The 24443-nt window shown below is 63.5% G+C and carries 23 protein-coding genes and 1 pseudogene; 12 read left to right on the top strand and 12 right to left on the bottom strand.

Annotation, left to right across the window (positions count from 1 at the left end; translation table 11 throughout):
- The first annotated feature begins 400 nt into the window (after positions 1–400).
- The 9 genes from X771_RS146880 (at position 401) to X771_RS146920 (ending at position 10124) form a co-directional block, all read left to right on the top strand.
- Positions 401–1165: a DeoR/GlpR family DNA-binding transcription regulator gene (locus X771_RS146880; RefSeq protein ID WP_023685103.1), complete on the top strand. Its 765-nt coding sequence runs from the start codon at positions 401–403 to the stop codon at positions 1163–1165.
- 407 nt (positions 1166–1572) lie between these two features.
- On the top strand, positions 1573–2184 hold the full coding sequence (locus X771_RS146885) for a DedA family protein (protein WP_023688803.1): 612 nt from the start codon (positions 1573–1575) through the stop codon (positions 2182–2184).
- Between the two features lie 80 nt (positions 2185–2264).
- Positions 2265–3176 carry a LysR substrate-binding domain-containing protein gene (locus tag X771_RS146890; RefSeq protein WP_023673412.1) on the top strand — a complete coding sequence of 304 codons (912 nt, stop codon included), beginning with the start codon at positions 2265–2267 and terminating at the stop codon, positions 3174–3176.
- A gap of 211 nt (positions 3177–3387) precedes the next feature.
- Positions 3388–4542, top strand: coding sequence for an ABC transporter substrate-binding protein (locus X771_RS146895; protein ID WP_023688802.1), 1155 nt, complete (start codon positions 3388–3390; stop codon positions 4540–4542).
- A 208-nt stretch (positions 4543–4750) separates the two neighbouring features.
- Positions 4751–5749 (top strand): ABC transporter ATP-binding protein, encoded by a 999-nt coding sequence (locus X771_RS146900; RefSeq protein ID WP_023688801.1) that lies wholly within the window; start codon positions 4751–4753, stop codon positions 5747–5749.
- Positions 5750–5969: 220 nt separating this feature from the next.
- Positions 5970–6935: an ABC transporter permease gene (locus X771_RS146905; protein ID WP_023685099.1), complete on the top strand. Its 966-nt coding sequence runs from the start codon at positions 5970–5972 to the stop codon at positions 6933–6935.
- Entirely contained in the window at positions 6925–7740 is an 816-nt protein-coding gene (locus tag X771_RS146910; protein WP_023673416.1) for an ABC transporter permease, read from the top strand. The genes X771_RS146905 and X771_RS146910 overlap by 11 nt, the downstream gene beginning before the upstream one ends.
- A gap of 104 nt (positions 7741–7844) precedes the next feature.
- Positions 7845–9272, top strand: coding sequence for a gamma-aminobutyraldehyde dehydrogenase (locus X771_RS146915; RefSeq protein WP_023688800.1), 1428 nt, complete (start codon positions 7845–7847; stop codon positions 9270–9272).
- Positions 9273–9500: 228 nt separating this feature from the next.
- Entirely contained in the window at positions 9501–10124 is a 624-nt protein-coding gene (locus X771_RS146920; protein WP_245262668.1) for a hypothetical protein, read from the top strand.
- Positions 10125–10152: 28 nt separating this feature from the next.
- Here X771_RS146920 and X771_RS1000000169880 read toward each other — a convergent pair.
- The 11 genes and pseudogenes from X771_RS1000000169880 to X771_RS146970 all read right to left on the bottom strand — a co-directional run bounded on the left by X771_RS1000000169880 (position 10153) and on the right by X771_RS146970 (position 20688).
- Positions 10153–10477 (bottom strand): annotated as a pseudogene (locus tag X771_RS1000000169880) (hypothetical protein).
- A gap of 55 nt (positions 10478–10532) precedes the next feature.
- Entirely contained in the window at positions 10533–10895 is a 363-nt protein-coding gene (locus tag X771_RS146925; protein WP_023688799.1) for a nuclear transport factor 2 family protein, read from the bottom strand.
- A 76-nt stretch (positions 10896–10971) separates the two neighbouring features.
- Complete coding sequence (locus tag X771_RS146930; protein ID WP_023688798.1) at positions 10972–11451, bottom strand: carboxymuconolactone decarboxylase family protein; 480 nt, start codon at positions 11449–11451, stop codon at positions 10972–10974.
- 110 nt (positions 11452–11561) lie between these two features.
- The gene (locus X771_RS146935) at positions 11562–13115 is read right to left on the bottom strand and encodes an alpha/beta fold hydrolase (RefSeq protein ID WP_023688797.1); all 1554 of its coding nucleotides are present in this window, start codon (positions 13113–13115) and stop codon (positions 11562–11564) included.
- A 136-nt stretch (positions 13116–13251) separates the two neighbouring features.
- Positions 13252–13566, bottom strand: a complete 315-nt coding sequence (locus tag X771_RS146940) for a formate dehydrogenase subunit delta (protein ID WP_023688796.1) — start codon at positions 13564–13566, stop codon at positions 13252–13254.
- Positions 13556–14383, bottom strand: coding sequence for a formate dehydrogenase accessory sulfurtransferase FdhD (fdhD, locus tag X771_RS146945; RefSeq protein ID WP_031202786.1), 828 nt, complete (start codon positions 14381–14383; stop codon positions 13556–13558). Before fdhD ends, X771_RS146940 begins: the two co-directional genes overlap by 11 nt.
- Positions 14383–14607 carry a hypothetical protein gene (locus X771_RS146950; protein ID WP_023688794.1) on the bottom strand — a complete coding sequence of 75 codons (225 nt, stop codon included), beginning with the start codon at positions 14605–14607 and terminating at the stop codon, positions 14383–14385. Before X771_RS146950 ends, fdhD begins: the two co-directional genes overlap by 1 nt.
- A 31-nt stretch (positions 14608–14638) precedes the next feature.
- A complete protein-coding gene (fdhF, locus tag X771_RS146955; protein WP_023688793.1) occupies positions 14639–17551 on the bottom strand; it encodes a formate dehydrogenase subunit alpha in 2913 nt (970 codons plus the stop codon).
- 10 nt (positions 17552–17561) lie between these two features.
- Positions 17562–19118: an NADH-quinone oxidoreductase subunit NuoF gene (locus X771_RS146960; RefSeq protein WP_023688792.1), complete on the bottom strand. Its 1557-nt coding sequence runs from the start codon at positions 19116–19118 to the stop codon at positions 17562–17564.
- Positions 19115–19594: a formate dehydrogenase subunit gamma gene (locus X771_RS146965; protein ID WP_023688791.1), complete on the bottom strand. Its 480-nt coding sequence runs from the start codon at positions 19592–19594 to the stop codon at positions 19115–19117. Before X771_RS146965 ends, X771_RS146960 begins: the two co-directional genes overlap by 4 nt.
- Positions 19595–19788: 194 nt before the next feature.
- Positions 19789–20688, bottom strand: coding sequence for a LysR family transcriptional regulator (locus X771_RS146970; protein WP_023688790.1), 900 nt, complete (start codon positions 20686–20688; stop codon positions 19789–19791).
- A 158-nt stretch (positions 20689–20846) separates the two neighbouring features.
- On the opposite strand from X771_RS146970, the gene X771_RS146975 reads away from it, so the two are divergent.
- The 3 genes from X771_RS146975 (at position 20847) to X771_RS146985 (ending at position 23764) form a co-directional block, all read left to right on the top strand.
- Positions 20847–21488, top strand: a complete 642-nt coding sequence (locus tag X771_RS146975) for a DUF47 domain-containing protein (protein ID WP_023673429.1) — start codon at positions 20847–20849, stop codon at positions 21486–21488.
- A gap of 3 nt (positions 21489–21491) precedes the next feature.
- Positions 21492–22496: an inorganic phosphate transporter gene (locus tag X771_RS146980; protein WP_023688789.1), complete on the top strand. Its 1005-nt coding sequence runs from the start codon at positions 21492–21494 to the stop codon at positions 22494–22496.
- 77 nt (positions 22497–22573) lie between these two features.
- Positions 22574–23764 (top strand): Mrp/NBP35 family ATP-binding protein, encoded by a 1191-nt coding sequence (locus X771_RS146985; protein ID WP_023688788.1) that lies wholly within the window; start codon positions 22574–22576, stop codon positions 23762–23764.
- Positions 23765–23924: 160 nt separating this feature from the next.
- On the opposite strand, the gene X771_RS146990 is transcribed toward X771_RS146985, so the two are convergent.
- Positions 23925–24383, bottom strand: a complete 459-nt coding sequence (locus X771_RS146990; protein WP_023688787.1) for a carbon monoxide dehydrogenase subunit G — start codon at positions 24381–24383, stop codon at positions 23925–23927.
- Between the last annotated feature and the right edge of the window lie 60 nt (positions 24384–24443).

The raw sequence follows: 24443 nt of genomic DNA, 5'->3' as shown, positions 1-24443 counted from the left end.
AGCTTTCCCAGGCGCCATGGGCCGCGCAACGAGCGTTGGGAAACGCAAAAAATCTCGTCGGTGCGGGACGCAGGAACTCCTATCCCGCGCCGCACCGACGAGCCCCTCTGGCCAGGTTTTGATACCCGGTCTCCGCCCCCGCGGATTTGAGAAACTTTTGTGCCAGTTCAAACCCAGACGGTCTGGCCAGACGGTCCGGTCCGTGAATTGCGGCTCTGCTGCCATCACCCTCCCGTGGCAGTTCCGAAGCTGTCACGCCGTCAATGTCACGCCAGTGCTGCCTAACTGTCAATGAAATGTTGTGACTTTTTTTGGGTGTTTTGCCCGAAACCACGAGCAATTCCTTTAAAAAAGGCGGCATTGCCCTAAAACCGGGCAGGCCGCAAATTGAGGAAGCCAGATGATCCATTCGAAACGGCATGGCGAAATCCTCCGCCTCCTCAAGGAGGAGGGCACCGTCACCATTGCCAGCCTCGCCGACCGGCTGGGGGTTTCGCTTGAAACGGTGCGCCGGGATGTCAAGCCACTGACCGGCAATGGCTCGGTGCTCAAGATGCATGGCGCCATCGGCCTGCCGTCGATGGCCGGCGAAGCGCCCTTCGAGCGGCGCATGCGCGACAATGCCGAGGCCAAGCGGCTGATCGCCCGCATGGTCGCTGCCACCATTCGCGACGGTGAATCGGTCATGCTGGACACCGGCACCACGACCTCGTTCCTGGCCCGCGAACTGCTCGGCCACCGGCGGCTGACGGTCGTCACCAACTCGTCCGACATCGCCCGCACGCTGGCCACCGTCAACGGCAACAAGGTCTATATGGCCGGGGGCGAATTGCGCAGCGATTCCGGGGCCGCCTTCGGCGCCTCGGCGATCGATTTCGTCAGCCGCTTCTCGGTCAGCCACGCGGTGATTTCGATCGGCGCCGTCGATGCCGCCGCAGGCCTTGCCGACTACGATCTGGAAGAGGCGGAGTTCGCCCGCATGGTGCTGTCGCGCGGCCAGCGCTCGCTGGTCATCACCGACCACACCAAGTTCGGTCGCCAGGGTCTGGTCCAGGTCTGCGGCTTCGACGGTTTTTCCGAACTCGCCACCGACCAGCCGCCGCCGCGCGACATTGCCTCGGCACTTGCCGAGGCTGGAGCGCGCCTCAGCATCGCTGCGGCCTAGCCAAACACCAGCGACTGGCGCGCCGCGATCCCGGCCATGCCGCCACCCGATACCACGAAGGCGATGTTGTGCATCAGGCGCGCCGCGTCGCCCGGCCGCAGAAGATGTCATTGTGGGGGAAGAATTTCTTTTTCAATCATCCCGCTCTTCGCAATGTCCATGCAACTTGGCAGCCGCAAACAGCGCCTCGTCGAAATGCGGGCCGGGCGAATCGCCCGCATCAGCAATGAGGTCACCATGCTGCAAACGATGCCTTGTCTTTCCTACGGCCTGGACGCTTGCGCGCTCCGACCTGGAAGCGGACCCGGCTTGGCCGGATATTCCGCAACTTTCCGCCGGCGACGGTGTATGACGGTGTATAAGGTGTCCAGGATCAAGAACCTCAAAACCTATGACTGGCGCTTCGCATGACTGATCCACTGTCGGCGATCCTGGGCTTCGGCCTGCTCGGCGTCGCCTGCCTCGCCTTCACCGAAAAGATCCTGCCGCTGCCGCCCTCGCATGTGCTGCTGCTGTTCCTCGGCATGACGGCAGCCCCCGATCTCCCGGCGCTGGCGATCCTGCTTCTGGTAACGACGCTGTCCGCCATCACAGGCTGCCTTGTCTGGTATAGTTTGGGTCGTCGGATTGGCTTGGATCGTGCCGACAGGCTGGTCGAGCGTTTCGGCAAATATGTCTGCTTGCGCTATGCGACCTACAGCAAGCTTGGTCAGGCCTATCGCCGCCATCATGTCCGGGTCTCCTTGCTGGCGCAGTTCATCCCGACGGTTCGCAACTATCTGCCGATCGCGGCCGGCGCGCTCCGTCTTCCACTCTTGCCCTTCGCGGCGGCGACGCTGCTCGGCGCCACGCTATGGAATACCGGCTTCCTCGTCACCGGCTACCTTATGCGCGGCAGCGGCCGGGATTCCTATGCCATCGGCTTTCGCATCATCGTCATCGTTTTGGCGCTGGAGACGGCGTTTATGCTCGCGCTTCGCTACGGTCCTGCCTGCCGGCGGCGCCTCGGGTTCGGCTGACCAGGAGGCGCCTCAAGCCGTATGGGTATAAGCTCCGCCTTCGGCTTTCCTTCCCCGGCGCGCCGGTGTTTAGTCCGGCCATGGCTTTCACCATCCGCCAGCTGCAGTTCTTCATTGCCGTCGCCGAGCAAGGCACGGTGTCGGGCGCCGCACAAAACCTATCCATCTCGCAATCCTCGGTCACCGAGGCGATCAAGGAGCTGGAGAGCGATCTCGGCGTCGAATTGTTCGAGCGCCATCCGCGTGGTCTCAACATTACCCACAAAGGCCACCAGTTCCTGCGCCATGCGACCAAGATCCTGGCCGACGTCTCCGACGCGCGCCGCGCTTTTTCCGACGACCAGGTGGTGGCCGGCGGGCGGCTGCAGCTCGGCGTCACCTCGCTGGTCGCGGGCTATGTGCTATCCGATCTGCTGGCGCGCTACCGCCGCGCCTATCCCGGCGTCGATGTCTCGGCCATCGAGGACAATGGCGACTATCTCGAACATCTGCTGATCGGCGGCAAGCTCGACATTGCCGTCATGGTCACCTCCAATTTGCGCGACCGCACCGCGCTGCAGTCGGAAATCCTCGAGGTCTCGGCCTACCGGCTGTGGGTCCCGCTCGGCCACAAGCTGGCCAGCGCCGACATTATCGGCATAGGCGACATTGCCGGCGAGCCGCTGATCATGCTGACCGTCGACGAGATCGAGGAGAACACCGGCAAGCTTCTGGCGGCGATCGGCGCCAGGCCGCATGTCGCCTTTCGCACCCGCTCGGTCGAAGCCGTTCGCAGCCTCGTCGCCACAGGTGCGGGCGTGGCGTTGCTGCCAGACCTAGTCTACCGGCCGTGGTCGCTGGAAGGCGACCGCATCGAATCGCGCGACATTTCGGGTTCCCTGCCGGTCGTCCAGGTCGGCATGGTCTGGCGCCGCGGCTCCGGTCTGCCGCAGGCGTCGCGCGACTTCATCGGCCTTGCCCAGTCGCAGCGTATGGTACGCCAGCAGCGTTGATAGGGTGCGTGGTTATCTATCGGAAAAACCGATATCGCGTTTCTGATAAATGAATTTGCGAAACCGGAATTTTCCGAGCACTTTTCATGTCAGGGACGAAAGCCGCCATCAGAGCGGCAACGTGCCATCGGATGAACTGACGCTTTTCAGCCTGCGGCTGACCGCGGCGGCGACTCGCTTCGCAGTCAGGCGCCAAAATGGGAGATTGACGATGAATTCATTCCTGAAGACGTGCACCGCCTTGACGGTCGCGCTGACCTTTTCCGGTCAGGCCGTCGCCCAGGTCAAGGAACTCGGCAAGGGCGAAGGGGAGGTCAGCATCGTTGCCTGGCCGGGGTACATCGAGCGCGGCGAAACCGACAAGGGCTATGACTGGGTGACCTCCTTCGAGAAGGAGAGCGGCTGCAAGGTCAACGTCAAGACCGCGAACACCTCCGACGAGATGGTCTCGCTCATGAATGAGGGTGGGTTCGATCTGGTCACCGCTTCGGGTGACGCATCGCTGCGCCTCGTTGCCGGCAAGCGCGTGCAGCCGATCAACACCGATCTCATCCCGAGCTGGAAGGCGGTAGACGACCGTCTGAAGGATGCGCCCTGGTTCACCGTCGACAAGGTGCATTACGGCGTTCCCTATCAGTGGGGCCCGAACATCCTGATGTACAACACCGATGTCTTCAAGGAAGCGCCCAAGAGCTGGAACGTCGTCTTCGAGGAAATGAACCTGCCGGACGGCAAGTCCAACAAGGGCCGCGTCCAGGCCTATGACGGCCCGATCCACATCGCCGACGCCGCCAACTATTTGATGTTCCACAAGCCGGAACTCGGCATCAAGGACCCGTACGAACTGAACGAAGACCAGTACAAGGCAGCGCTCGAGCTGCTGCGTGTTCAGCGGACGCTGGTCGGCCGCTACTGGCATGACGCCGCCATCCAGGTCGACGACTTCCAGAACGAAGGCGTCGTCGCTTCCGGTTCGTGGCCTTACCAGGTCAACACGCTGGTTGCCGCCAAGAAGCCGGTCGCCTCGACCGTGCCGGAAGAAGGCGTCACCGGCTGGGCCGACACCACCATGATGGAGGCCGACGCCGCGCATCCCAACTGCGCCTATATGTGGCTTGAGCATTCGCTGTCGCCCAAGGTGCAAGGCGATGTCTCGGCCTGGTTCGGCTCGCTCCCCGTGGTGCCCGCTGCCTGCAAGGGCAACGAGCTGCTCGGCGAGGAAGGCTGCAAGACCAACGGCTACGAGAACTTCGACAAGATCAAGTTCTGGAAGACGCCGGTCTCGAAGTGCGCCACCCAGAACGACCACTGCGTGCCCTACTACCGCTGGGTGTCCGACTATATCGGCGTCATCGGCGGGCGGTGAGCTCCCTTAACCCTCCCCCTTGTGGGGAGGGTCGACGCGCAGCGTCGGGGTGGGGGCAGCGCTGACGTCCGGTGCTAGTCACCCCCACCCGCGGCTTCGCCGCGACCTCCCCCATCGAGGGGGAGGTGAAGTGCCGTGCCCGCTGGCCTGATTGGTGGCGGCAAGAGCTATTTCGACGAACCACAAACCGGCAACAGACGGACAGCCCATGACATCGGCCGTTTCCTTCCAGAAAGTCTCTCGCCATTTCGGCAGCGTGCGCGCCGTCGATGCGGTCGATCTCGACATCGTGCCCGGCGAGTTCTTCGCCATGCTCGGTCCGTCGGGGTCAGGCAAGACGACCTGCCTGCGCCTCATCGCCGGCTTCGAGCAGCCGACATCGGGCTCGATCTCGATCTTCGGCGAACGCGCCGAGGGCGTGCCGCCCTATCGCCGCAACGTCAACACCGTGTTCCAGGACTACGCGCTGTTTCCGCATTTGAACGTGCTCGACAATGTCGGCTACGGGCTGATGGTCAAGGGCATCGCCAAGCCGCAACGACAGAAGGCGGCGGAAGAAGCGCTGTCGCTGGTGCGCCTGCCGGGCTATGGCGCCCGCCGTCCCGGCCAGCTCTCCGGCGGCCAACGCCAGCGCGTCGCGCTGGCCCGTGCGCTGGTCAACCAGCCCAAGGTGCTTTTGCTCGACGAGCCGCTCGGCGCGCTCGACCTCAAGCTGCGCGAGAACATGCAGGAAGAGCTGAAGTCGCTGCAGAAGGCGCTCGGCATCACCTTCGTCTTCGTCACCCATGATCAGGGCGAAGCGCTGTCGATGGCCGACCGCGTTGCCGTCTTCAATGACGGCAAGATCATGCAGATCGGCACGCCGGAAGACATCTACCAGCGGCCCAGGACACGCTTCGTCGCCGATTTCGTCGGCTCCTCCAATGTGTTGCCGCCGGATTTCGTCCAGCGTTATTCCGGCCAGGACCGCTGGGGCAGCCTGCGCCCCGAATCGATCCGCATCGGCAGCATTGCGAAAGGCGAAGGGGTTGCCGCGCGCCTGGTCGGAACCAACTATCTCGGCGCTACCACAAAACTGGCGTTGGACGCTGATGGCCTGAGGCTGCACGCCATCGTGCCGGCCGGCACGAAACTGCCGGCGGAAGGCGAAGCGGTGGTGCTGACCTTCAACCGCGAGCATTTGCATTTGATGGACGAGCCGGCATGATTGAGGTTGGCGCCAAGCACCCCCCTCTGTCCTGCCGGACATCTCCCCCTCAAGGGGGGAATTTGGCTGTTCCTCCCGGTTTCGCCAATCTTCAACGTTGGGGATTTGGCGGGGCAGCGAAACTGCTGATCTCCCCCCTTGAGGGGGAGATGTCCGGCAGGACAGAGGGGGGTGTGAAGGAACGCGGCTTCTCAGGGTTCCTTCAGCACGCGGTCGCCCCATGACCATCGCCGCGCTCAACTCAACCTCCGCCCCCGCCATCCTGCCCGGCAGCGGTGGCATGCGCGGCGCACTGTCGGACCTTTTCTGGCGCAAGCCGCAACTGCTGCTGTTCCTCATGCTGCTGCCGCCGGTTCTATGGCTCGGCGTTGTCTATATCGGTTCGCTGTTCGCGCTCTTGGCGCAGAGCTTTTTCTCGATCGACGAGTTCTCCGGCCTCATCAACCACGAATTCACGCTGAAGACCTATGGCGACCTGTTCCAGCCCGCCAATCTCGACATCATCCTGCGCACGGTGACGATGGCGGTGCTGGTCACGCTGGCCTCGGCCGTCATCGCCTTCCCGATCGCCTATTATGCGGCGCGCTATGCCCGCGGCCGCTGGAAGGCGCTGTTCTATCTCGGAATCATGCTGCCGCTATGGTCGAGTTACCTCGTCAAGATCTACGCCTGGAAGCTGATCCTCGCCAAGGAAGGCATTTTGACCTGGCTGCTCGCCAAATTGCATCTGCTCTGGGTGCTCGATGGCTGGCTGTCGCTGCCGGTCGTCGGCGGCAACTCTTTGTCGGTCTCCGCCACCGGCACCTTCATCGCTTTCGTCTATGTCTGGCTGCCGTTCATGATCCTGCCGGTGCAGGCGGCATTGGAGCGCGTGCCCGGCAATCTGGTCGAGGCGTCCTCCGATCTCGGGGCGTCGCCGGGCCAGACCTTCCGCAACGTGCTGTTCCCGCTGGCGCTGCCCGGCATCGTCGCCGGCTCGATCTTCACCTTCTCGCTGACGCTGGGCGACTACATCATCCCACAGATCATCGGCACATCGCGGCTGTTCATCGGGCAGGCCGTCTATTCGCAGCAAGGCACAGCCGGCAACATCCCGCTCGCCGCAGCCTTCACCGTCGTGCCCATCGTCATCATGGGTTTCTATCTCTGGGGCGCCAAGCGCATGGGGGCCTTCGATGCGCTCTGACGGTTCGCAATCCGCTCCGCTCGGCCTCAAGATCGCTGCCGCCTGCGGCCTGCTTTTCCTGCATCTGCCGATCTTGTTGATCTTCGTCTACGCCTTCACCACGGAAGAGAAGAGCTTCGTCTGGCCGCCGCCGGGGCTGACCACACAATGGTTCGCCGTCACCTGGAACCGGCCGGATGTCTGGCAGGCGCTGTCGCTTTCGGTCCGTGTCGCCGCCATCTCGACCGCGATTGCCTTGATACTGGGCACGCTGTGCGCCGCCGCCGTGTCACGGACGAAATTTTTCGGCCGCGAGACGATCTCGCTGCTCGTCATCCTGCCGATCGCGCTGCCCGGCATCATCACCGGCATCGCGTTGCGCTCGGCCTTCTCGCTAGCTGACATCCCGTTCTCGTTCTGGACGATCGTGCTCGGCCACGCCACCTTCTGCGTTGTCGTCGTCTACAACAATGCGGTCGCCCGTTTCCGCCGCACTTCCGGCTCAATGATCGAGGCCTCGATGGATCTCGGCGCCGACGGCTTCCAGACCTTCCGGCACGTCGTCCTGCCCAACATCGCCACCGCTCTGCTTGCCGGGGGGATGCTCGCCTTCGCGCTCTCCTTCGACGAGGTCATCGTCACCACCTTCACCGCCGGCCAGCAGCAGACCGTGCCGATCTGGATGCTGGAAGAGCTGATCCGCCCACGCCAGCGTCCGGTCACCAATGTCGTCGCCATGGTCGTGGTGCTGGTGACGCTGCTGCCCATCCTTGCCGCCTATTACCTGACCCGCGACGGCGACCAGATCGCCGGTTCGGGCAAATGAAGAACAGCGAATAGGGAGTAGCGAATAGCGAATAGGGAGATTGCACGACCAGCCATATTCGCTACTCGCTATTCGCTACTCGCTCCTGACCAAGGAGAACCCGCATGGACACCCAGATGCTGATCGGCTCGAAGTTCGAGAACGGCACCGAGACCGAGGAGCCGATTCTGAATCCAAAGACCGGGGCGACCATTCTCAACCTGCCTGAAGCCAGCCAGGCGCAGATCGAGGCGGCTGTTACTGCCGCCGGGCGAGCGTTCGTCTTGTGGTCACGCACAACGCCGGCGCAGCGCTCCGGCTATCTCCTCAAGATCGCCGACCGCATCGAGGCCAACGCGCGGGAGTTCGCGGCGCTCGAGGCGCTGAATTGCGGCAAGCCGATCAACGCGGTGCTCAATGACGAAATCCCGGCGATCGTCGACTGCTACCGCTTCTTTGCCGGCGCGGTACGTTCGATGCCGGGCGTGGTCGCCGGCGAATATCTGCCCGGCCACACCTCGATGGTGCGGCGCGACCCGATCGGCATCGTCGCTTCCATCGCGCCGTGGAACTATCCACTGATGATGATGGCCTGGAAGCTGGCGCCGGCCATTGCCGGCGGCAACACCGTCGTCTTCAAGCCGTCGGAGCAGACGCCGCTGACGGCGCTGAAGCTGGCCAGGATCCTGGCCGAGGTGCTGCCCGAGGGCGTCGTCAATGTCGTGCTCGGCCGCGGCGACAGCGTCGGCAACACGCTGATCAATCACGCCAAGGTCAACATGATTTCGATCACCGGCGACGTCGCCACGGGCAAGAAGGTGCTGCAGGCCGCCGCCAAGTCGGTCAAGCGCACGCATCTGGAACTCGGCGGCAAGGCGCCGGTCATCGTTTTCGACGATGCCGACCTCGGCGCCGTGGTCAACGGCCTGCGCGCTTTCGGCTACTACAATGCCGGGCAGGATTGTACAGCCGCCTGCCGCATCTATGCCGGCAAGAAGATCTACGACAAGCTCGTCGCCGATCTCTCATCTGCCGTCTCGACCATCAAATACAACCAGCCCGACGACACCGAAAACGAGATCGGGCCGCTGATCTCGCGCCGCCAGCGCGATCGAGTCTCGAGCTTCGTCGAGCGCGCTTCGGAACTGAAGCACATCGAGATCACCACCGGCGGCAAGCCGGGCGAAGGCTCCGGCTTCTATTACCAGCCGACGGTGGTTGCCGGCGCGCTGCAGGAAGACGAGATCGTGCGCCGCGAAGTGTTCGGTCCGGTCGTCTCCATCACCCGCTTCTCCGAAGTCGATGAAGCGGTGAACTGGGCCAATGACAGCGACTACGGCCTGGCATCCTCGGTGTGGACCAAGAACGTCTCGCGCGCCATGGCGACGGCCGCCCGTCTGCAATATGGCTGCACCTGGATCAACACCCATTTCATGCTGACCAACGAGATGCCGCATGGCGGGCTGAAGCAGTCCGGCTACGGCAAGGACATGTCTCTCTATGCGCTGGAGGATTATACCGCCGTTCGTCATGTGATGGTGGCGCATGGGTAGAGGCCGCCACTATCTCTAAAATATTCTCCAACCCGTTTTCTGTACATTAAGCGAGAGTTACTTTTGCGGTACGGCGGGAGTTCACGATTTACTGAATATTCAACCTGAACGAGCAGCCTCTTGCCGGGAAACCGCGCGGCGAGGGGTTTGCGCATGAACACGACCAAGATCAAGCTGGTACTCATTGGCGGCTTCTGTCTGCTGATCGCTGTGTTCGGCGGCAAGGACATGATCAAGAAGAGCGGCTGGCCCGAGGCGCCTGCTGAAATCCTCGCGGTCAATGTCGAATGCGACATGGAATCGACCGCCCACAAGATTGTCTACAAGACCGTCAGCACCGCCACGATCCCGTGCGAACTGGTGGATGCGTTCAAGACGGTTCATGCTGACAAAGAGTGGAAGGTGACCCAGAAATTCACCGGCACCTTGCGCGTCGGCACCGGCGCCGATGCCGTCGAGGCCACGATGGAGCTGAACAAGAACGGTGCCCGCGAACCGCAGGTCGGCGACAAGCTCACCGTCGTCCAGAACCCCGCCAACCCCACCCAGATCGAACGCACCGGCATGACCGGCACGCGTTTGACGATCGTCATTGGGGCTGGACTGCTCGGCGCGTTGCTTCTCTATCTTGCTTTCAAACCCCGCCGGCGGATGTCGACCTCCGCCGTGGCGGGCAACCCTGCCGGAGATGCCGGCGCGGACCAGCGCGCGCGCCAGGCCGACGCCTTGATAGCGGCGGCCCTGGCCAAGCAGGCCACATTGCCCAATCAGCCGGCACGTGTCGCGGCTGCCGGATCGGCCAGGGAAGGGCGGTTTTCCGGGCAGCGGACGAGTTTCGGCCGCCGCAACTGATGGCCGAAAACTGCTGCACCTGCCACGGCTACTCCACGATGCGGTAGATGTTCCAAAGGCTGGTGCCTGAAACGACGTAGGGCTCCATCTCCTTGCCCCATTTGGCGTGCGCGTCGATCTTGCCGATCCTGGCGAAGAATCCCTCCAGCTGGGCAAGGCTTTCGACCTGATGATGCGATTCGACCGTCGCTTCCCGAGCTCCGACCGAACCGGTCATGATCTGGAACTCGAGATCGGCAATGCCGACCTGAGAGCCGATCNGAGCCGATCTCGCGTTCCCATTTCTTCAACAGGTCGAGCACGGTCTGCTTGTGCCCGAACTTGGCGTCGATCTGCCATCTGGCGCTGAACATTTTTGTCTCCTCCAGTTTTGCGGCCCAAACCGCGGTTGATCTTTCCGCGGTGGAACTACTCGTCCCAGGCCTGCACGACGGTCTGTCGTGCAATCCGCCCATTCTTCAGCTCCAGCATCGCCGCGCAGAACACTTTCGTTCCGTCCGGATAGGCGCAGGCCTGGGTGAAGGCGAGATTGTCGCCATCGGCGATGGTGGTGTCGACCTTGTGGGTCATCGCCCGGCTGCAGATGTCGTCCCAGAAGGTGCTGATCGCCGCCCGGCCGCGGATCTCGCGCGGCTTGCTCGGCGGATTGTTGCGGTCGATCACCCGCACCAGTGCGTCGTCGGCATAGAAGCTAGCGAGCATCCTGCCGTCCCGTCCTTCGATCGCTTTCTTGATCGCCGCGCCGTCCACGCTCTGCGTCTTGGTCAGCATCTTCTCCTCCATGGCCCGTTGATCGGGCGGTTGAATGATCACAAGCAATGCCCGGCGCACCGCCCGGCATTTTCTTTCACTGCGACTTGGCTTTGACGGCTGCGAACACGCCGTCGGTCTGTTGTTTGAAGGTCGCGAAGTCGACCTGGCTGCCGTTGAGCATCGTCGACCAGTGGCGCACGATGGCCGCCATCGCGATCGCTTCCTTGATCTCCTCATCGGTCGCGCCATTGAGCTTGGCGGCCTCGGTGTGGAAATAGATGCAGTACTGGCAGGGGATCTGCGAGGCGACGGCCAGCCCCAGCAGTTCCTTGGTCTTGCCGTCGAGCGCGGTCTTGGGGTTGAGCTGCACACCCTTGATCTCGGCCCAGGCGCCGGCAACCGCGACATCGGGCAGCGTCTTGAACATGTCCGGCACTGAGCCGAGCGTCGCCTCGATGTCCTTGTAGGCGGCGGCCGCCGAGGCATCCTCGGCTCTGGCGGGAGCGATCGTGAACAGCGCGCCAACGCCTGCCGCTATCACCAGCGATTTGATCGACCTGTTTGACTTCAGCATTGCATCCTCCATCCGCAGTGCCTTTCCCGGCGACATCCGCCTGGCCTGCATGGAGAGAATTGGTACGCCTCGACCCCACCTGGCCGCTTCGCCCGAAAGCGCCATGGTCCCTATGGCCCGTCCGGGCCAGCCTGCCTGGCGGAAAATGCCGCTGCTGCCGCCCGTGACGGCAAATCGAGCTTCAGCAATATGTTGGCGACATGACGCTTGACCGTATGCTCGCTGAGCCTCAGCTCGGCGGCGATCGCGGCATTGCTCTTGCCGTCGGCGATCAGGATCACCACCTCGCTTTCGCGCGCCGTCAGTTGAGCCGGCTCGGCGGGTTTCGCCTTGGGGCGGCAGGCCGGCTCCAGGTGCTGTTCCGACGTTGCCTGGACCAGCGCCAGCGGCTCGTCCAGCTCATCCACCGTGACACGCCCGGCATCGATGAAATGCAGGCCGGACCCCGCCGCCAGATCGGCGGCCAGCCGCGACGCCAGAATATCGCCGCGCCCGGCATGGGCGGCGATCTGCATCGTCACCCGTGCCATCAGCCCCACCGGCGGCCCGCGCATTTCGACCTCACCGACATGGGCGCCCTGGGCGCTTGCAATGCCCATATGTTGCGCCGCATCGCGCAGTGCCGCCGCGCAGCGTATGGCCCGCGCCGGCCCGTCGAAGCGCGAGATCATCAATTCGCCATGGATGCCGGCGACGCGTCCGCCATGACGGCCGACCAACTGCCGCCAGCTCTCCTGGAAGCGCTCGCTACGTTCGCTCCACATGCGGTCGCCAACCCGCGCCGTGTCGTAGATGCGTGTCGCCAGAAGAGCGGCAAGCACGCGCTCCGCTTCGGCCACGGCACGCTCGCCGGTCAGGAATTCCTCGATCAGGTCCGCCACCCGGTCGACATCGCCGGTCCAGATCGGGTGGTCGCGCCCGGGGACCTCGACCAATCGCGCATTGGCGATCTCTTTCGCCAGGAAGCGGCTGGCGTCCGGGTCGACCCGCGCGTCGTTGCGGCGATGAATGAGCAGTGTCGGTGCGCCGATCGCCGAAAGCACGCCGCGCACATCGATTCCGGCATTCATCCGGGCAAGGGCTGCCGCTGCCGTCGGACTGGCCGAAAGCCGCTCGAAGCGGGCCCACCACTGGGTGAAATGCGCATCATCTACCCGGCCGGGAGCGAAGTTGGGCAGTGTGGCGCCCGTGCCCCATTCCGTGCCGACCGTCGCGATGAAGGCCTCGAGGCGCTCCGGCGACATCACCCATTTGTGGAAATGCGCATAACCGCCATAGAGCGCCAGCGCTCGTGTCCGTTCCGGATAGGTGGAGGCAAACAACATTGCCATCGGCGCGCCTTCCGAAGCGCCGAGCAAGGCCGCGCGGCCGCTGCCGGTGGCATCCATCACCGCGCGCACATCGTCCATGCGGGTTTCAAGGCTGGGCAGGTGGCGTGGGTCGACGCGGTCGGACAGGCCGGTGCCGCGCTTGTCGAACAGGATCAGCCGCGAGAACGCCGAGAGCCGTTTCAAGAGCCTGGCGTAGCCCTCGTCTTCCCAATGCAGGTCGAGATTGGAGATGAGGCCGGGCACGAAAACCAGGTCGAACGATCCCTGCCCGACCACCTGATAGGCGATCCGCACGTCGCCGCTGAGGGCATATCGCGTCTCGATGGGCCTCACGTTGCTATCCCGCCCGGCCAGACGATTTCTGATCGTCGACCATAGCAGACGCCTGCCGGATGCGGCAGCCAAACTTTAGAAGACAGGAATATAGCCCGCGGCGCGAGCTGTGTTCGCCCGCCATTTCTGGGGGAGGCTATTTCTGGGGAGCGGCGCTCTCTGCACCCGTGGGTTGGACGTAGCCGATGCTCACATCGGCCTGCTCCTCGGTCTTCGGCCGCTTGATCCTGGCCGAGGCCACGACGACGAGTTCGTCAAAACCTTCGCCGCCACTGTCCAGCATCTCGAAGAACTGCCGGCGCATCCTGGGCTCCCAGAACTTGTTGATGTGCTCGGCCACGCCCGCCACACCTTCCTCGCGGGGCCTTGAATGGAAGAAGGCGGCGATCTGGTTGGCCATGCGCACCAGCTTTTCCCCGGTGCTCGTGATGTGTTCTTCGTCATGCGACATGCTGGGCAACTCCCAAGACCACCCGTTCCGGGTGGGTGAAAACATCGAAATCGTCGCCGCGCACCAGCGCCACCAGCGTCATGCCGGCCTCTTCGGCGGTGCGGATGGCAAGGGCTGTCGGCGCCGACACGGCGATGACGAAGGCGGAGCCGATCGCCGCCGTTTTCTGCACCATCTCCACCGAGACGCGTGATGTCACCACCACCGCGCCCGATGCACCGTCAATGCCGGCCTTGGCCAGCGCGCCGGCCAGTTTGTCCAGCGCATTGTGCCGGCCGACATCCTCGCGCGCCACTACGATGCCCTTGCCGGGCACATAAAACCCTGCGGCATGCACTGCACCGGTCTCGGAATGCAGAGGCTGCACCTTCGACAAAAGCTTTACCGAACGGGTGATGTCGTCGGCTTCAAGCGTAAGCTTGGACGCATCAACCTTGTCGACCGAGCGCATCGCTTCCTCGATGGATTCGATGCCGCACAGCCCGCAGCCAACCGGGCCGGCCAAGCGCCGGCGTCGCGCCTCGAAGCGCGTATTGGCCTGGTCCTTCAGCCGGATCTGGATATCGATGCCGGCGCCATGGTCCTCAACCTCGATCGCCTCGATCTCGTCAGGCAAGCCGATGATGCCTTCGGTCAGCGAGAAGCCGAGCGCAAAATCCTCGAAGTCGGCCGGGCTTGCCATCATCACCGCATGGGTGGTGCCGGCAAAGGAGAACGCCACCGGCGTCTCCTCCGGCACCATACGGTTGGCCGCCGCGGTGCCACTTGCACGGTGGGCGAGGCGAGAGATCTGGCTGATTGGCTGGCGGGAGCGCATCAGGGTCCCTTCATCCAATCCGGTGTCAGTTCCGGAACATCGCGCGCGATGGATTCATAGGCCTTATGATGCCCGTAGCCCATTATGTACGCGACAATGCGGCGAAGGTTGTTGAAATCCTCCTCGGAAGCATGTCCCTGGATATCGAACAAAAACTGGTTCAGGTCGGCGCCTTGCTTCTCACATAGGCGCAGAAGCGTTTCGTAGGCTTCCTTTTGAGTCACTCTTGTTTCCTCCGGCGGCGAGTCTACCCAGTTACTCCGCCGCCTGTAGCGGAGCGATGCGGCGGCTCTGCTCGGCCTGCTCGTTATAGTCGCGCTGCCAGTCCGAAGGTCCGTTCGACGCGCCGACCTGCACTGCGGTCACCTTGTACTCCGGACAATTGGTCGCCCAGTCGGAGAAGTCGGTGGTGATGACGTTGGCCTGCGTGTCCGGATGGTGGAAGGTGGTGTAGACCACGCCCGGCGACACCCGGTCGGTGATCAGCGCACGCAGCGTCGTCTCGCCCGAACGGCTGGTCAGCCGCACCCAGTCGCCATCGCGCAGGCCGCGGTTCTCGGCGTCGTGCGGATGGATCTCCAACCGATCTTCCGAGTGCCACATGACGTTTTCGGTGCGCCTTGTCTGTGCACCGACATTGTACTGGCTGAGAATGCGGCCGGTGGTCAGCAGCAACGGGAAACGCGGCCCGGTCCGCTCGTCGGTCGCGACATATTCAGTGCGGATGAACTTGCCCTTGCCACGCACGAAGCCATCCATATGCATGATCGGTGTGCCGAGCGGCGCCTTCTCGTTGCAGGGCCATTGCACGGATCCGACACGGTCGAGCAGCTCGAAGGACACGCCGGCGAAGCTCGGCGTCGTTTTTGCAACCTCGTCCATGATCTCGGAGGGATGCTGATAGTTCCAGTCCAGCCCGATCGCACGGGCAAGCTCCTGTGTCGCTTCCCAGTCGGCGTAGCGCGCCTTCGGCTCCAGAACCTTGCGCACCATGTTGATGCGGCGCTCGGCATTGGTGAAAGTGCCGTCCTTCTCCAGGAAGGTCGAGCCCGGCAGGAAGACATGCGCGTAGTTGGCGGTCTCGTTGAGGAACAGGTCGTGCACGACCACGCATTCCATCGCCGCCAGGCCGGCCGCGACATGCTTGGTATCAGGGTCCGACTGCAGAATGTCCTCGCCCTGGATGTAGATGCCCTTGAACGAGCCGTCGACGGCGGCATCCAGCATGTTGGGGATGCGCAGGCCGGGTTCGTCGTCGAGCTTCACCCCCCAAAGGCTCTCATAGATGTCACGCACCGCCTCGCCCGAGATGTGGCGGTAGCCTGGCAGTTCGTGCGGGAATGAGCCCATGTCGCAGGAACCCTGCACGTTGTTCTGGCCGCGCAGCGGGTTCACGCCGACGCCGGGACGGCCGATATTGCCGGTCGCCATGGCAAGGTTGGCGATAGCCATAACCGTGGTCGAACCCTGGCTGTGTTCGGTGACGCCAAGGCCATAATAAATCGCGCCATTGCCGCCCTTGGCATAGAGGCGCGCAGCACCCCGGATCAGTTCGGGGTCGACGCCGGACAGCTTGCCGACGATTTCGGGGCTGTTTTCCGGCAAGGCGACGAAAGAAGCCCAATCCTGGAACTCCGCCCAGTCGCAGCGATCGCGGATGAAGGCTTCCTCGAAAAGCCCTTCGGTAACGATGACATGCGCCAGCGCCGTCAGCACCGCCACGTTGGTGCCGGGCTTCAGCGGCAGGTGATAGTCGGCCTCGATATGCGCTGACTTGACCATTTCGGTGCGGCGCGGATCGAGCACGATCAGCTTGGCGCCCTGGCGCAGCCGCTTTTTCAGCCGCGAGGCGAACACCGGGTGCGCGGAAGCCGGATTGGCGCCGATGATGACGGCGACATCGGTGAAGTCGACGGAATCGAAATCCTGCGTGCCGGCCGAGGTGCCATAGGTCTGGCCGAGGCCGTAGCCGGTCGGCGAGTGGCAGACGCGGGCGCAGGTGTCGACATTGTTGTTGCGGAAGCCTTGGCGCACAAGCTTCTGCACCAGATAGGTCTCTTCATTTGTGCATCGCGAGGACGTGATGCCGCCGATCGAGGTGCGGCCGTATTGATACTGGATACGGCGGAATTCCTTGGCCGTATGGGCGATGGCCTCTTCCCAACTCACTTCGCGCCAGGGATCGCTGACCTTTTCCCGGATCATAGGCGACAGGATGCGGTCCTTGTGGGTGGCATAGCCATAGGCGAAACGGCCCTTCACGCAGGAGTGGCCGTGGTTGGCCTTGCCGTCCTTGTAGGGCATCATGCGAATGACTTCGTCGTCCTTCACTTCTGCCTTGAACGAGCAGCCGACGCCGCAATAGGCGCAGGTGGTGACGGCGGAGCGCTCGGGCATGCCTTTCTCAAGCACGGTCTTTTCACGCAGCGCATCGGTCGGACAGGCCTGCACGCAGGCGCCGCAGGATACGCATTCGGAGGCGATGAAATCCTCGTGCATGCCGGCGACCATGCGCGATTCGAAACCGCGGCCCTCGATCGTCAGCGCGAAGGTGCCCTGCACCTCCTCGCAGGCCCGCACGCAGCGCGAGCAGACGATACATTGCGCCGGATCATAGGTGAAATATGGGTTGGACTCGTCGCGGGCGATGTAGTCGACCGCCAGCGAGCCATGGCCGGGCGCGACGCCGTTTTCCTGCTTGACGTGGTTGCGGCCCTCGATGCCGAAGCGGTTCTCGGTCAGGCCGACCGATTTCGCCACAACGTCGAACTCGCTGGCGCCGGTGCCGGCCTTCTCGTCCCAGCCGGTCGGGTGGTCGGAGACGTAAAGCTCCATGACACCGCGGCGGATGGCGTCGAGCCGCTCGGATTGCGTGCGCACCACCATGCCTTCGCCGACGGGCGTCGTGCAGGATGCCGGCGTGCCGCCGCGCCCGTCGATCTCGACCAGGCAGACGCGGCAGGAGCCGAACGAGTCCAGCATGTCGGTAGCGCAGAGTTTTGGGATCTCGACCCCGCCTTCCATCGCCGCGCGCATGATCGACGTACCCTCCGGCACGCTGATGCTGCGGCCGTCGACGATCAGCGTAACCTGCTTTTGCGCCTTCGATTCCGGGGTTCCGTAATCGAGTTCTTCGATGAGTGTCGGGAAGTCGGCCTTGATATTCATCTGCCAGCTCCTATTCAGCAGCCACGCGCGCCGGCGCGGGCTTGAAATCTTCGGGGAAATGGGTGATCGAGCTCATCACCGGGTAGGGCGTGAAGCCCCCCAGCGCGCAGAGCGATCCGAACTTCATCGTGTTGCAGAGATCGGTGACCAGAGCCAGGTTCTTCTCCGGCTCGATGCCGGCGGCAATCCGGTCGATGGTCTCCACCCCGCGTATCGAGCCGATGCGGCAGGGCGTGCACTTGCCGCAGCTTTCGATGGCGCAGAACTCCATGGCAAAGCGCGCCTGCTTCAGCATGTCGGCCGTGTCGTCGAACACGGTGATGCCGGCATGGCCGATCAGCCCGTCGCGCTTCGCGAACTCTTCGTAGTCGAACGGCGTGTCGAACAGGCCGCGCGGGAAATAGGCGCCGAGCGGGCCGCCGACCTGCACCGCCTTCACCGGGCGACCAGTGGCCGTACCGCCGCCGATATCGTCGACGATTTCGCCCAGCGTCATGCCGAAGGCCGCCTCGAACAGGCCGCCGAATTTGACGTTGCCGGCGATCTGTATCGGGATCGTGCCGCGCGAGCGGCCCATGCCGAAATCCTTGTAGAAGGCCGCACCCTTGTCCATGATGATGGGCACGGAGGCTAGGCTGATGACGTTGTTGATCACCGTCGGCTTGCCGAACAGACCCTGGATTGCCGGCAGCGGTGGCTTGGCTCGGACCACGCCGCGCTTGCCTTCAAGGCTGTTCAGCAGCGACGTTTCCTCGCCGCAGACATAGGCGCCGGCGCCGACGCGGATTTCCATGTCGAAGGCGTTGGGCGAACCCAGCACGCTGACGCCGAGCACGCCTGCCTTGCGGGCGACCTCGACAGCCTTGTTCATGACATCCACCGCATGCGGATATTCCGAGCGGATATAGACGAACCCCTTGGTCGCGCCGGTGGCGATGCCGGCAATCGTCATGCCTTCGATGAGCACGAAGGGGTCGCCCTCCATGATCATGCGGTCGGCAAAGGTGGCGCTGTCGCCCTCGTCGGCATTGCAGACGATGTATTTGCGGTCAGATGTCGTATCGAGCACCGTCTTCCACTTGATGCCGGTCGGGAAGCCGGCGCCGCCGCGGCCGCGCAAGCCCGATTCCGTGACCTGTTTGACGATGTCGAGCGGCGCCATGGCCACCGCGTTCTGCAGGCCCCTCAGCCCGCCCAGTGACTTGTAGGCGTCGAGCGATAGCGGGTCGTTGATGCCGCAACGCGCGAACGTCAGGCGCGTCTGTTTGGCCAGGAACGGGATCTTGTCGGGCGCGCCCAGCCAGCGCTTGTGATGGCCGCCGGTGAGAAAGCCGCTGTCGAACAGGCTCTTGACGTCCGATGGCTTGACCGGCCCGTAAGCGACGCGGCCCTTTTCGGTCGCGACCTCGACCATCGGTTCGAGGAAATAGGCGCCGCGCGAGCCGTTGCGGACGATCTTGGCCTCGACGCCCCGTTCAGCCAGTTCCGCACGAACAGCCTTGGCGACCTTTTCGGCGCCGAGCGCCAGCGCGCCGGAGTCACCGGGAATGTAGATGCGCGGGATCATGAGCGTACCTCCCCGACGATCTCTTCGATCTTCTCGTCATCGAGCCGCCCGATCACCTCACCATCCAGCATCGCCGACGGTGAACAGGCGCACAGCCCGAGGCAATAGACAGGCTCAAGTGTAACCGATCCGTCGCGGGTGGTCTCATGGAAATCGATGCCCAACAACTGCTTGACCTTTGCGGCGATCGCATCCGAACCCATCGACTGGCAGGCTTCCGCCTGGCAGAGCTTGAGCACATGCCGGCCAGCCGGCCGGGCACGGAAATCATGATAGAAGGTCACGACGCCATGCACTTCGGCCCTCGACAGGTTCAACCCATCGGCGATGACGGGCACGGCGTCCTGCGGCACGTGGCCAAATTCTTCCTGGATCTCGTGCAGGATCGGCAGCAGGGGGCCTTCGAGGCCCTTCAACTCCTGGATGATCGCCGCCGTGCGCGACTGTATCTCGGTACTTGCAGGCTGCATCGTCACGCAGCGCCCTCCCTATCGTAGCGATCGATGCATATAATCGTCCAAAAGCATGAAGCGGTTTTGGAACAACGACATGCCTACGCCGCTTAATCGCTAAGTGCTTAAGAAATCAGAGAAAACCTCTGAAATCAATAAAGCGGTTTCGTTGCACGATAGGAAATTTCTATCGCGCCGATTGACCAGTTATGACTAGCTCAGCGATTGGCGCGGAAATCGTCTGCCAGCGCCATCGCCTCGTCCAGCAGCGCCTGCACCAGCGGCGTGTGCGGTTCGCGCGGCGCGGCGACCAGCCCGACCGTGTGGCTGGCATCCGGTTCGACGATCGGAATGGCCCGGATCGGCTCGGAAAAACCGAATGTTTCCGCCAGGTTGAGCGGCATGATCGACGACCATTTGCCTGTCCGTATGTGGGAGAACAGCACGATCATCGAGTTGGATTCCAGTGTCGGCCGCACCTGCACGCCGGCCTCGGCCAGATGCTGGTCGATGATGCGGCGGTTCTGCATGTCCGGCGTCAACAGGCAGAGCGGCAGCTGGCTGATTTCGGCCCATGTCACTTTGTCGCGATCCGAATAGGGATTTCCGACCGCCGTGATCAGTTGGTAGCGCTCGTCATAGAGCGGCACGCTGGTCACCCGTCCGAGAGGCTCGTTGTCGAGATAGGTGATGCCGGCATCGACGTCGAAATTGCCGAGCAGCGACAACACCTCGATCGAGGTGCGCGACAGGATAGAGAAGGTGACGCCCGGGTGCTTCTCGCGAAATGGCGTCGTCAGCCGCGCCACCATGGCGAGGGCGGTTGGGATGGCGGCAATACGGATACGCCCGGACAGGCCATGTCGCGCCGCCCGCATCTCTTCGCGCATGGTCCTGGAATCGCCGACGATGCGACGCGCCCACACCAGCACCTGCTTGCCTTCCGGCGTCAGCCCCTGAAAGCGCGAACCGCGATTGACCAGCATGACGCCGAGCTGGCCCTCCAGCTGCTTGATCCCGGCCGACAAGGTCGGCTGCGTGACGCCGCACGCTTCCGCCGCCCGGCCGAAATGCTCCTCCTTGGCCAGCGCGATGAAGAATTCGAGCTTGTCGATCATCCCATCCGTCCGTTCGTTGCGCGCAAGGTCGGGGAAATTGCCTTTCGCCGCAAGCTCTACCCGCAATTGGCCATGCATCCACATCTTTGGGCCGGCTGGCTGTTTCCCCCGGCCGAACACGGCGCTATGTGGTTGGATGGAATACGAGGAGATCGGACATGCTGGGCTGGTTCCGCAAGCTTTTGCCGCGCGAAGATCGCTTCTTCGACCTCTTTGAACGGCATTCCCGCACCGTGGTCGGCGGCGCCGAGGCGCTGGAGCAGCTTCTGCAGGGCAAGGACATCGATCGCTGGTGCCAGAAGATCATCGATCTCGAGGACGAGGCCGATCATATCACGGCCGAAGTCCTGCTGGCGGTGCGGCGTTCCTTCATCACGCCTTTCGATCGCGGCGACATCAAGGACCTGATCCAGTCAATGGATGACGCCATCGACATGATGCACAAGACCGTCAAGACGGTGAAGCTGTTCGAAAAGAAGGAATTCGACCCGCTGATGCAGGAGATGGGCGGCGTCATCGTTGCCGCCTCCAGGCTGGTTGCCGAAGCGATCCCGCTGCTCAGCAAGGTCGGCACGCACACGGTACGCCTCAACGCCATCGCCGAAGAGGTCATGCGCGTCGAAAGCCGCGCCGACGATCTGCATGAGCAGGGATTGAAGGACCTGTTCAAGCGGCATGGCCGCAGCGATCCGATGGCCTACCTGATCGGCTCGGAGATCTACGGCCAGCTGGAGAAGGTGGTCGACCGCTTTGAGGACGTCGCCAACGAGATCAGCGGCATCGTCATCGAGAACGTTTAGGCAATGGAAGCCACCATCGCCTTTCCCGTGCTGATCGGCCTTGTCGCCGTCGCGCTGTTTTTCGATTTTCTCAACGGCCTGCACGATGCGGCGAACTCCATCGCCACCATCGTCTCCACCCGCGTGCTGAGACCACAATATGCGGTCCTGTGGGCGGCTTTCTTCAATTTCATCGCCTTCATGTTCTTCGGCCTTCACGTGGCTGAAACCGTGGGAAAAGGTATCGTCGACGTCAGCATCGTCACGCCGGCGGTGATCTTCTCGGCGCTCGTCGGCGCCATCGTCTGGAACATCGTCACCTGGATTGCCGGCATCCCGTCCAGCAGTTCGCATGCCCTGATCGGCGGGCTCGTCGGCGCCGGCGTTGCAAAGGCTGGGCCCGGCGCCATCGTCTGGACCGGGCTTGGCAAGACGGTCGCCGCAATCGTCGTGTCGCCGGCGACAGGGTTTGTTCTGGCGCTGGTCCTGATCCTGGCCGTTTCCTGGCTGTTCGTGCGCCAGACACCGTTCGCCGTCGACAGCACTTTCCGCGTCATGCAGTTCTTTTCGGCCTCGCTTTATTCGCTAGGGCACGGCGGCAACGACGCCCAGAAAACCATGGGCATCATCGCCGTGCTGCTCTATTCGCAAGGTATGCTCGGCGGGACGTTCTACGTGCCGCTGTGGGTCGTCCTCACCTGTCAGACAGCACTGGCGCTCGGCACTTTGTTCGGCGGCTGGCGCATCGTCCACACGATGGGCTCGAAGATCACCCGGTTGAACCCGATGCAGGGCTTCTGCGCCGAGACCGGCGGCGCCATCACCCTGTTTGCCGCCACCTGGCTTGGCGTTCCCGTGTCGACCACCCATACGATCACCGGGGCCATCATCGGTGTCGGCGCTGCCCGTCGCGTCTCGGCCGTGCGCTGGGGCATTGCCGGCAACATCGTCATCGCCTGGATCGTCACCTTGCCGGCCACGGCTGCAATTTCGGCACTCACCTACCTTGCGGTTGGCCTGGCAAGGTGAGGCGGACACTGTGGTGCTTGGAGTCGCTGCCAATCTGCACTATCTGAGCCGCAGCCAAACGCCTTAGGGAACAATGCATGTCCGTCACCAAGGAAATCGTCACCGAGCGTCTGAAGACGGTCAACGGGCCGGACTTCACCGGCAACATCGTCGACCTCGGCATGGTTTCGGAGATTTTCATCGCCGATTCGAAAGTGTTTTTCTCGATCACCGTTCCCGCCGCCCGTGCACAGGAGATGGAGCCGCTGCGCGCCGCAGCCGAGCGTGTCGTCAAGGCGATCCCTGGTGTCGCCGGCGCCGTCGTCGCGCTGACGGCGGAGAAGAAGGGCGGCGGCATGGAGGCTCCGGTTGCGTCGCGTCCCGCGCCCAGGCCGGCACCCCCGGCTGCGCCAGCCGCGCCGCGCCCAGCTCCACACTCTCCAGCCCCGCACGCCCCGGCCTCGCAAAGCTCGGGCAAGCGCGGCGTGCCCGGCATCGAGGCGATCATCGCGGTGGCGTCCGGCAAGGGCGGCGTCGGCAAGTCGACCACCGCCGTCAACATCGCGCTTGGCCTCGCCGCCAACGGTTTGCGTGTCGGCGTGCTCGATGCCGATATTTATGGCCCGTCCATGCCCAGGCTGCTCAACATCCATGGCCGGCCGCAGACCGTCGACGGCAAGATCCTGAAACCGATGGAGAATTACGGCCTTAAGGTGATGTCGATGGGCTTCCTCGTCGACGAGGAGACGCCGATGATCTGGCGCGGTCCGATGGTGATGTCGGCGCTGACGCAGATGCTGCGCGAGGTCGAATGGGGCCGCCTCGACGTGCTCGTCGTCGACATGCCGCCCGGCACCGGCGACGCCCAGCTGACCATGGCCCAGCAGGTGCCGCTGGCCGGCGCCGTCATCGTCTCGACGCCGCAGGACCTGGCGCTGATCGACGCCCGCAAAGGATTGAATATGTTCAAGAAGGTCGACGTGCCGCTGCTCGGCATCGTGGAGAACATGAGCTATTTCATAGCCCCCGATACCGGCAAGCGCTACGACATCTTTGGCCATGGCGGGGCGCGGCGCGAGGCCGAGCGACTCGGCGTGACCTTCCTCGGCGAAGTGCCGCTGGAAATGGGCATTCGCGAAAGTTCTGATGAAGGTGCTCCGGTGGTGGCGTCGAAGCCAGACAGCGCCGAGGCGAAGATCTATCGCGGCATTGCTTCGAAGGTCTGGGACCGGGTCAACGAAGAACGCGGCGCGGCCGAAGCGGCGGTGCCGAACATCGTGTTCGAGTAGCTCGGATATCCCTCCCCCTTGAGGGGAGGGTGGCCCGAAGGGCCGGGTGGGGTCCGCGGTGACACGCTCGACGCTATTTCTTTACAAGTCGAGGCAGCTCAACTCACGTTGAGGCAGTTGAGGCGACCCCACCCGCCTCGCTTCACGAGGCACCCTCCCCTCAAGGGGGAGGGGAACCCACCTTCTCGCCAAAGCTTGAAAAGAACTGCAAGGCCAGCTTCTTCGAAGTCGATTCGATGAGCCGGCTGCCGAGTTGGGCGATCTTGCCGCCGACTTCGGCTTTGGCCGCGTATTTGAGGACCGTCGCATCCGGCCCGTCCGCCGTCAGCGTCACGTCGGCGCCACCCTTGGCGAAGCCGGCAATACCGCCCTTGCCCTCGCCCTGGATGGTGTAGGAGTGCGGCGGCTTCAGGTTCTTCAACGTCACCTCGCCGTTGAATGTCGCCTTGATCGGTCCGATCTTCAACACCACCGTCGCCGCCATTTCGGTCGGCGATTTCATCTCCAGGTGCTGGCAGCCGGGAATGGTCGCCTGCAAAACCTTCGGGTCGTTCAGCGCGTCCCACACTTTCTGCAGGGGGGCGGCAATGCGTTCCTCGCCTTCGATCACCAAAGCCATCGACACCTCCCGGACAGACTTCGAAGGCCTAACGCACGGTCTGGTCTGTGTCTATCGCAC

Source organism: Mesorhizobium sp. LSJC269B00 (assembly GCF_000502815.1).
Lineage (GTDB): Bacteria > Pseudomonadota > Alphaproteobacteria > Rhizobiales > Rhizobiaceae > Mesorhizobium.
Note: the sequence above shows the minus strand (reverse complement) of the source record. Positions and strands in the feature narration are given on the sequence as shown.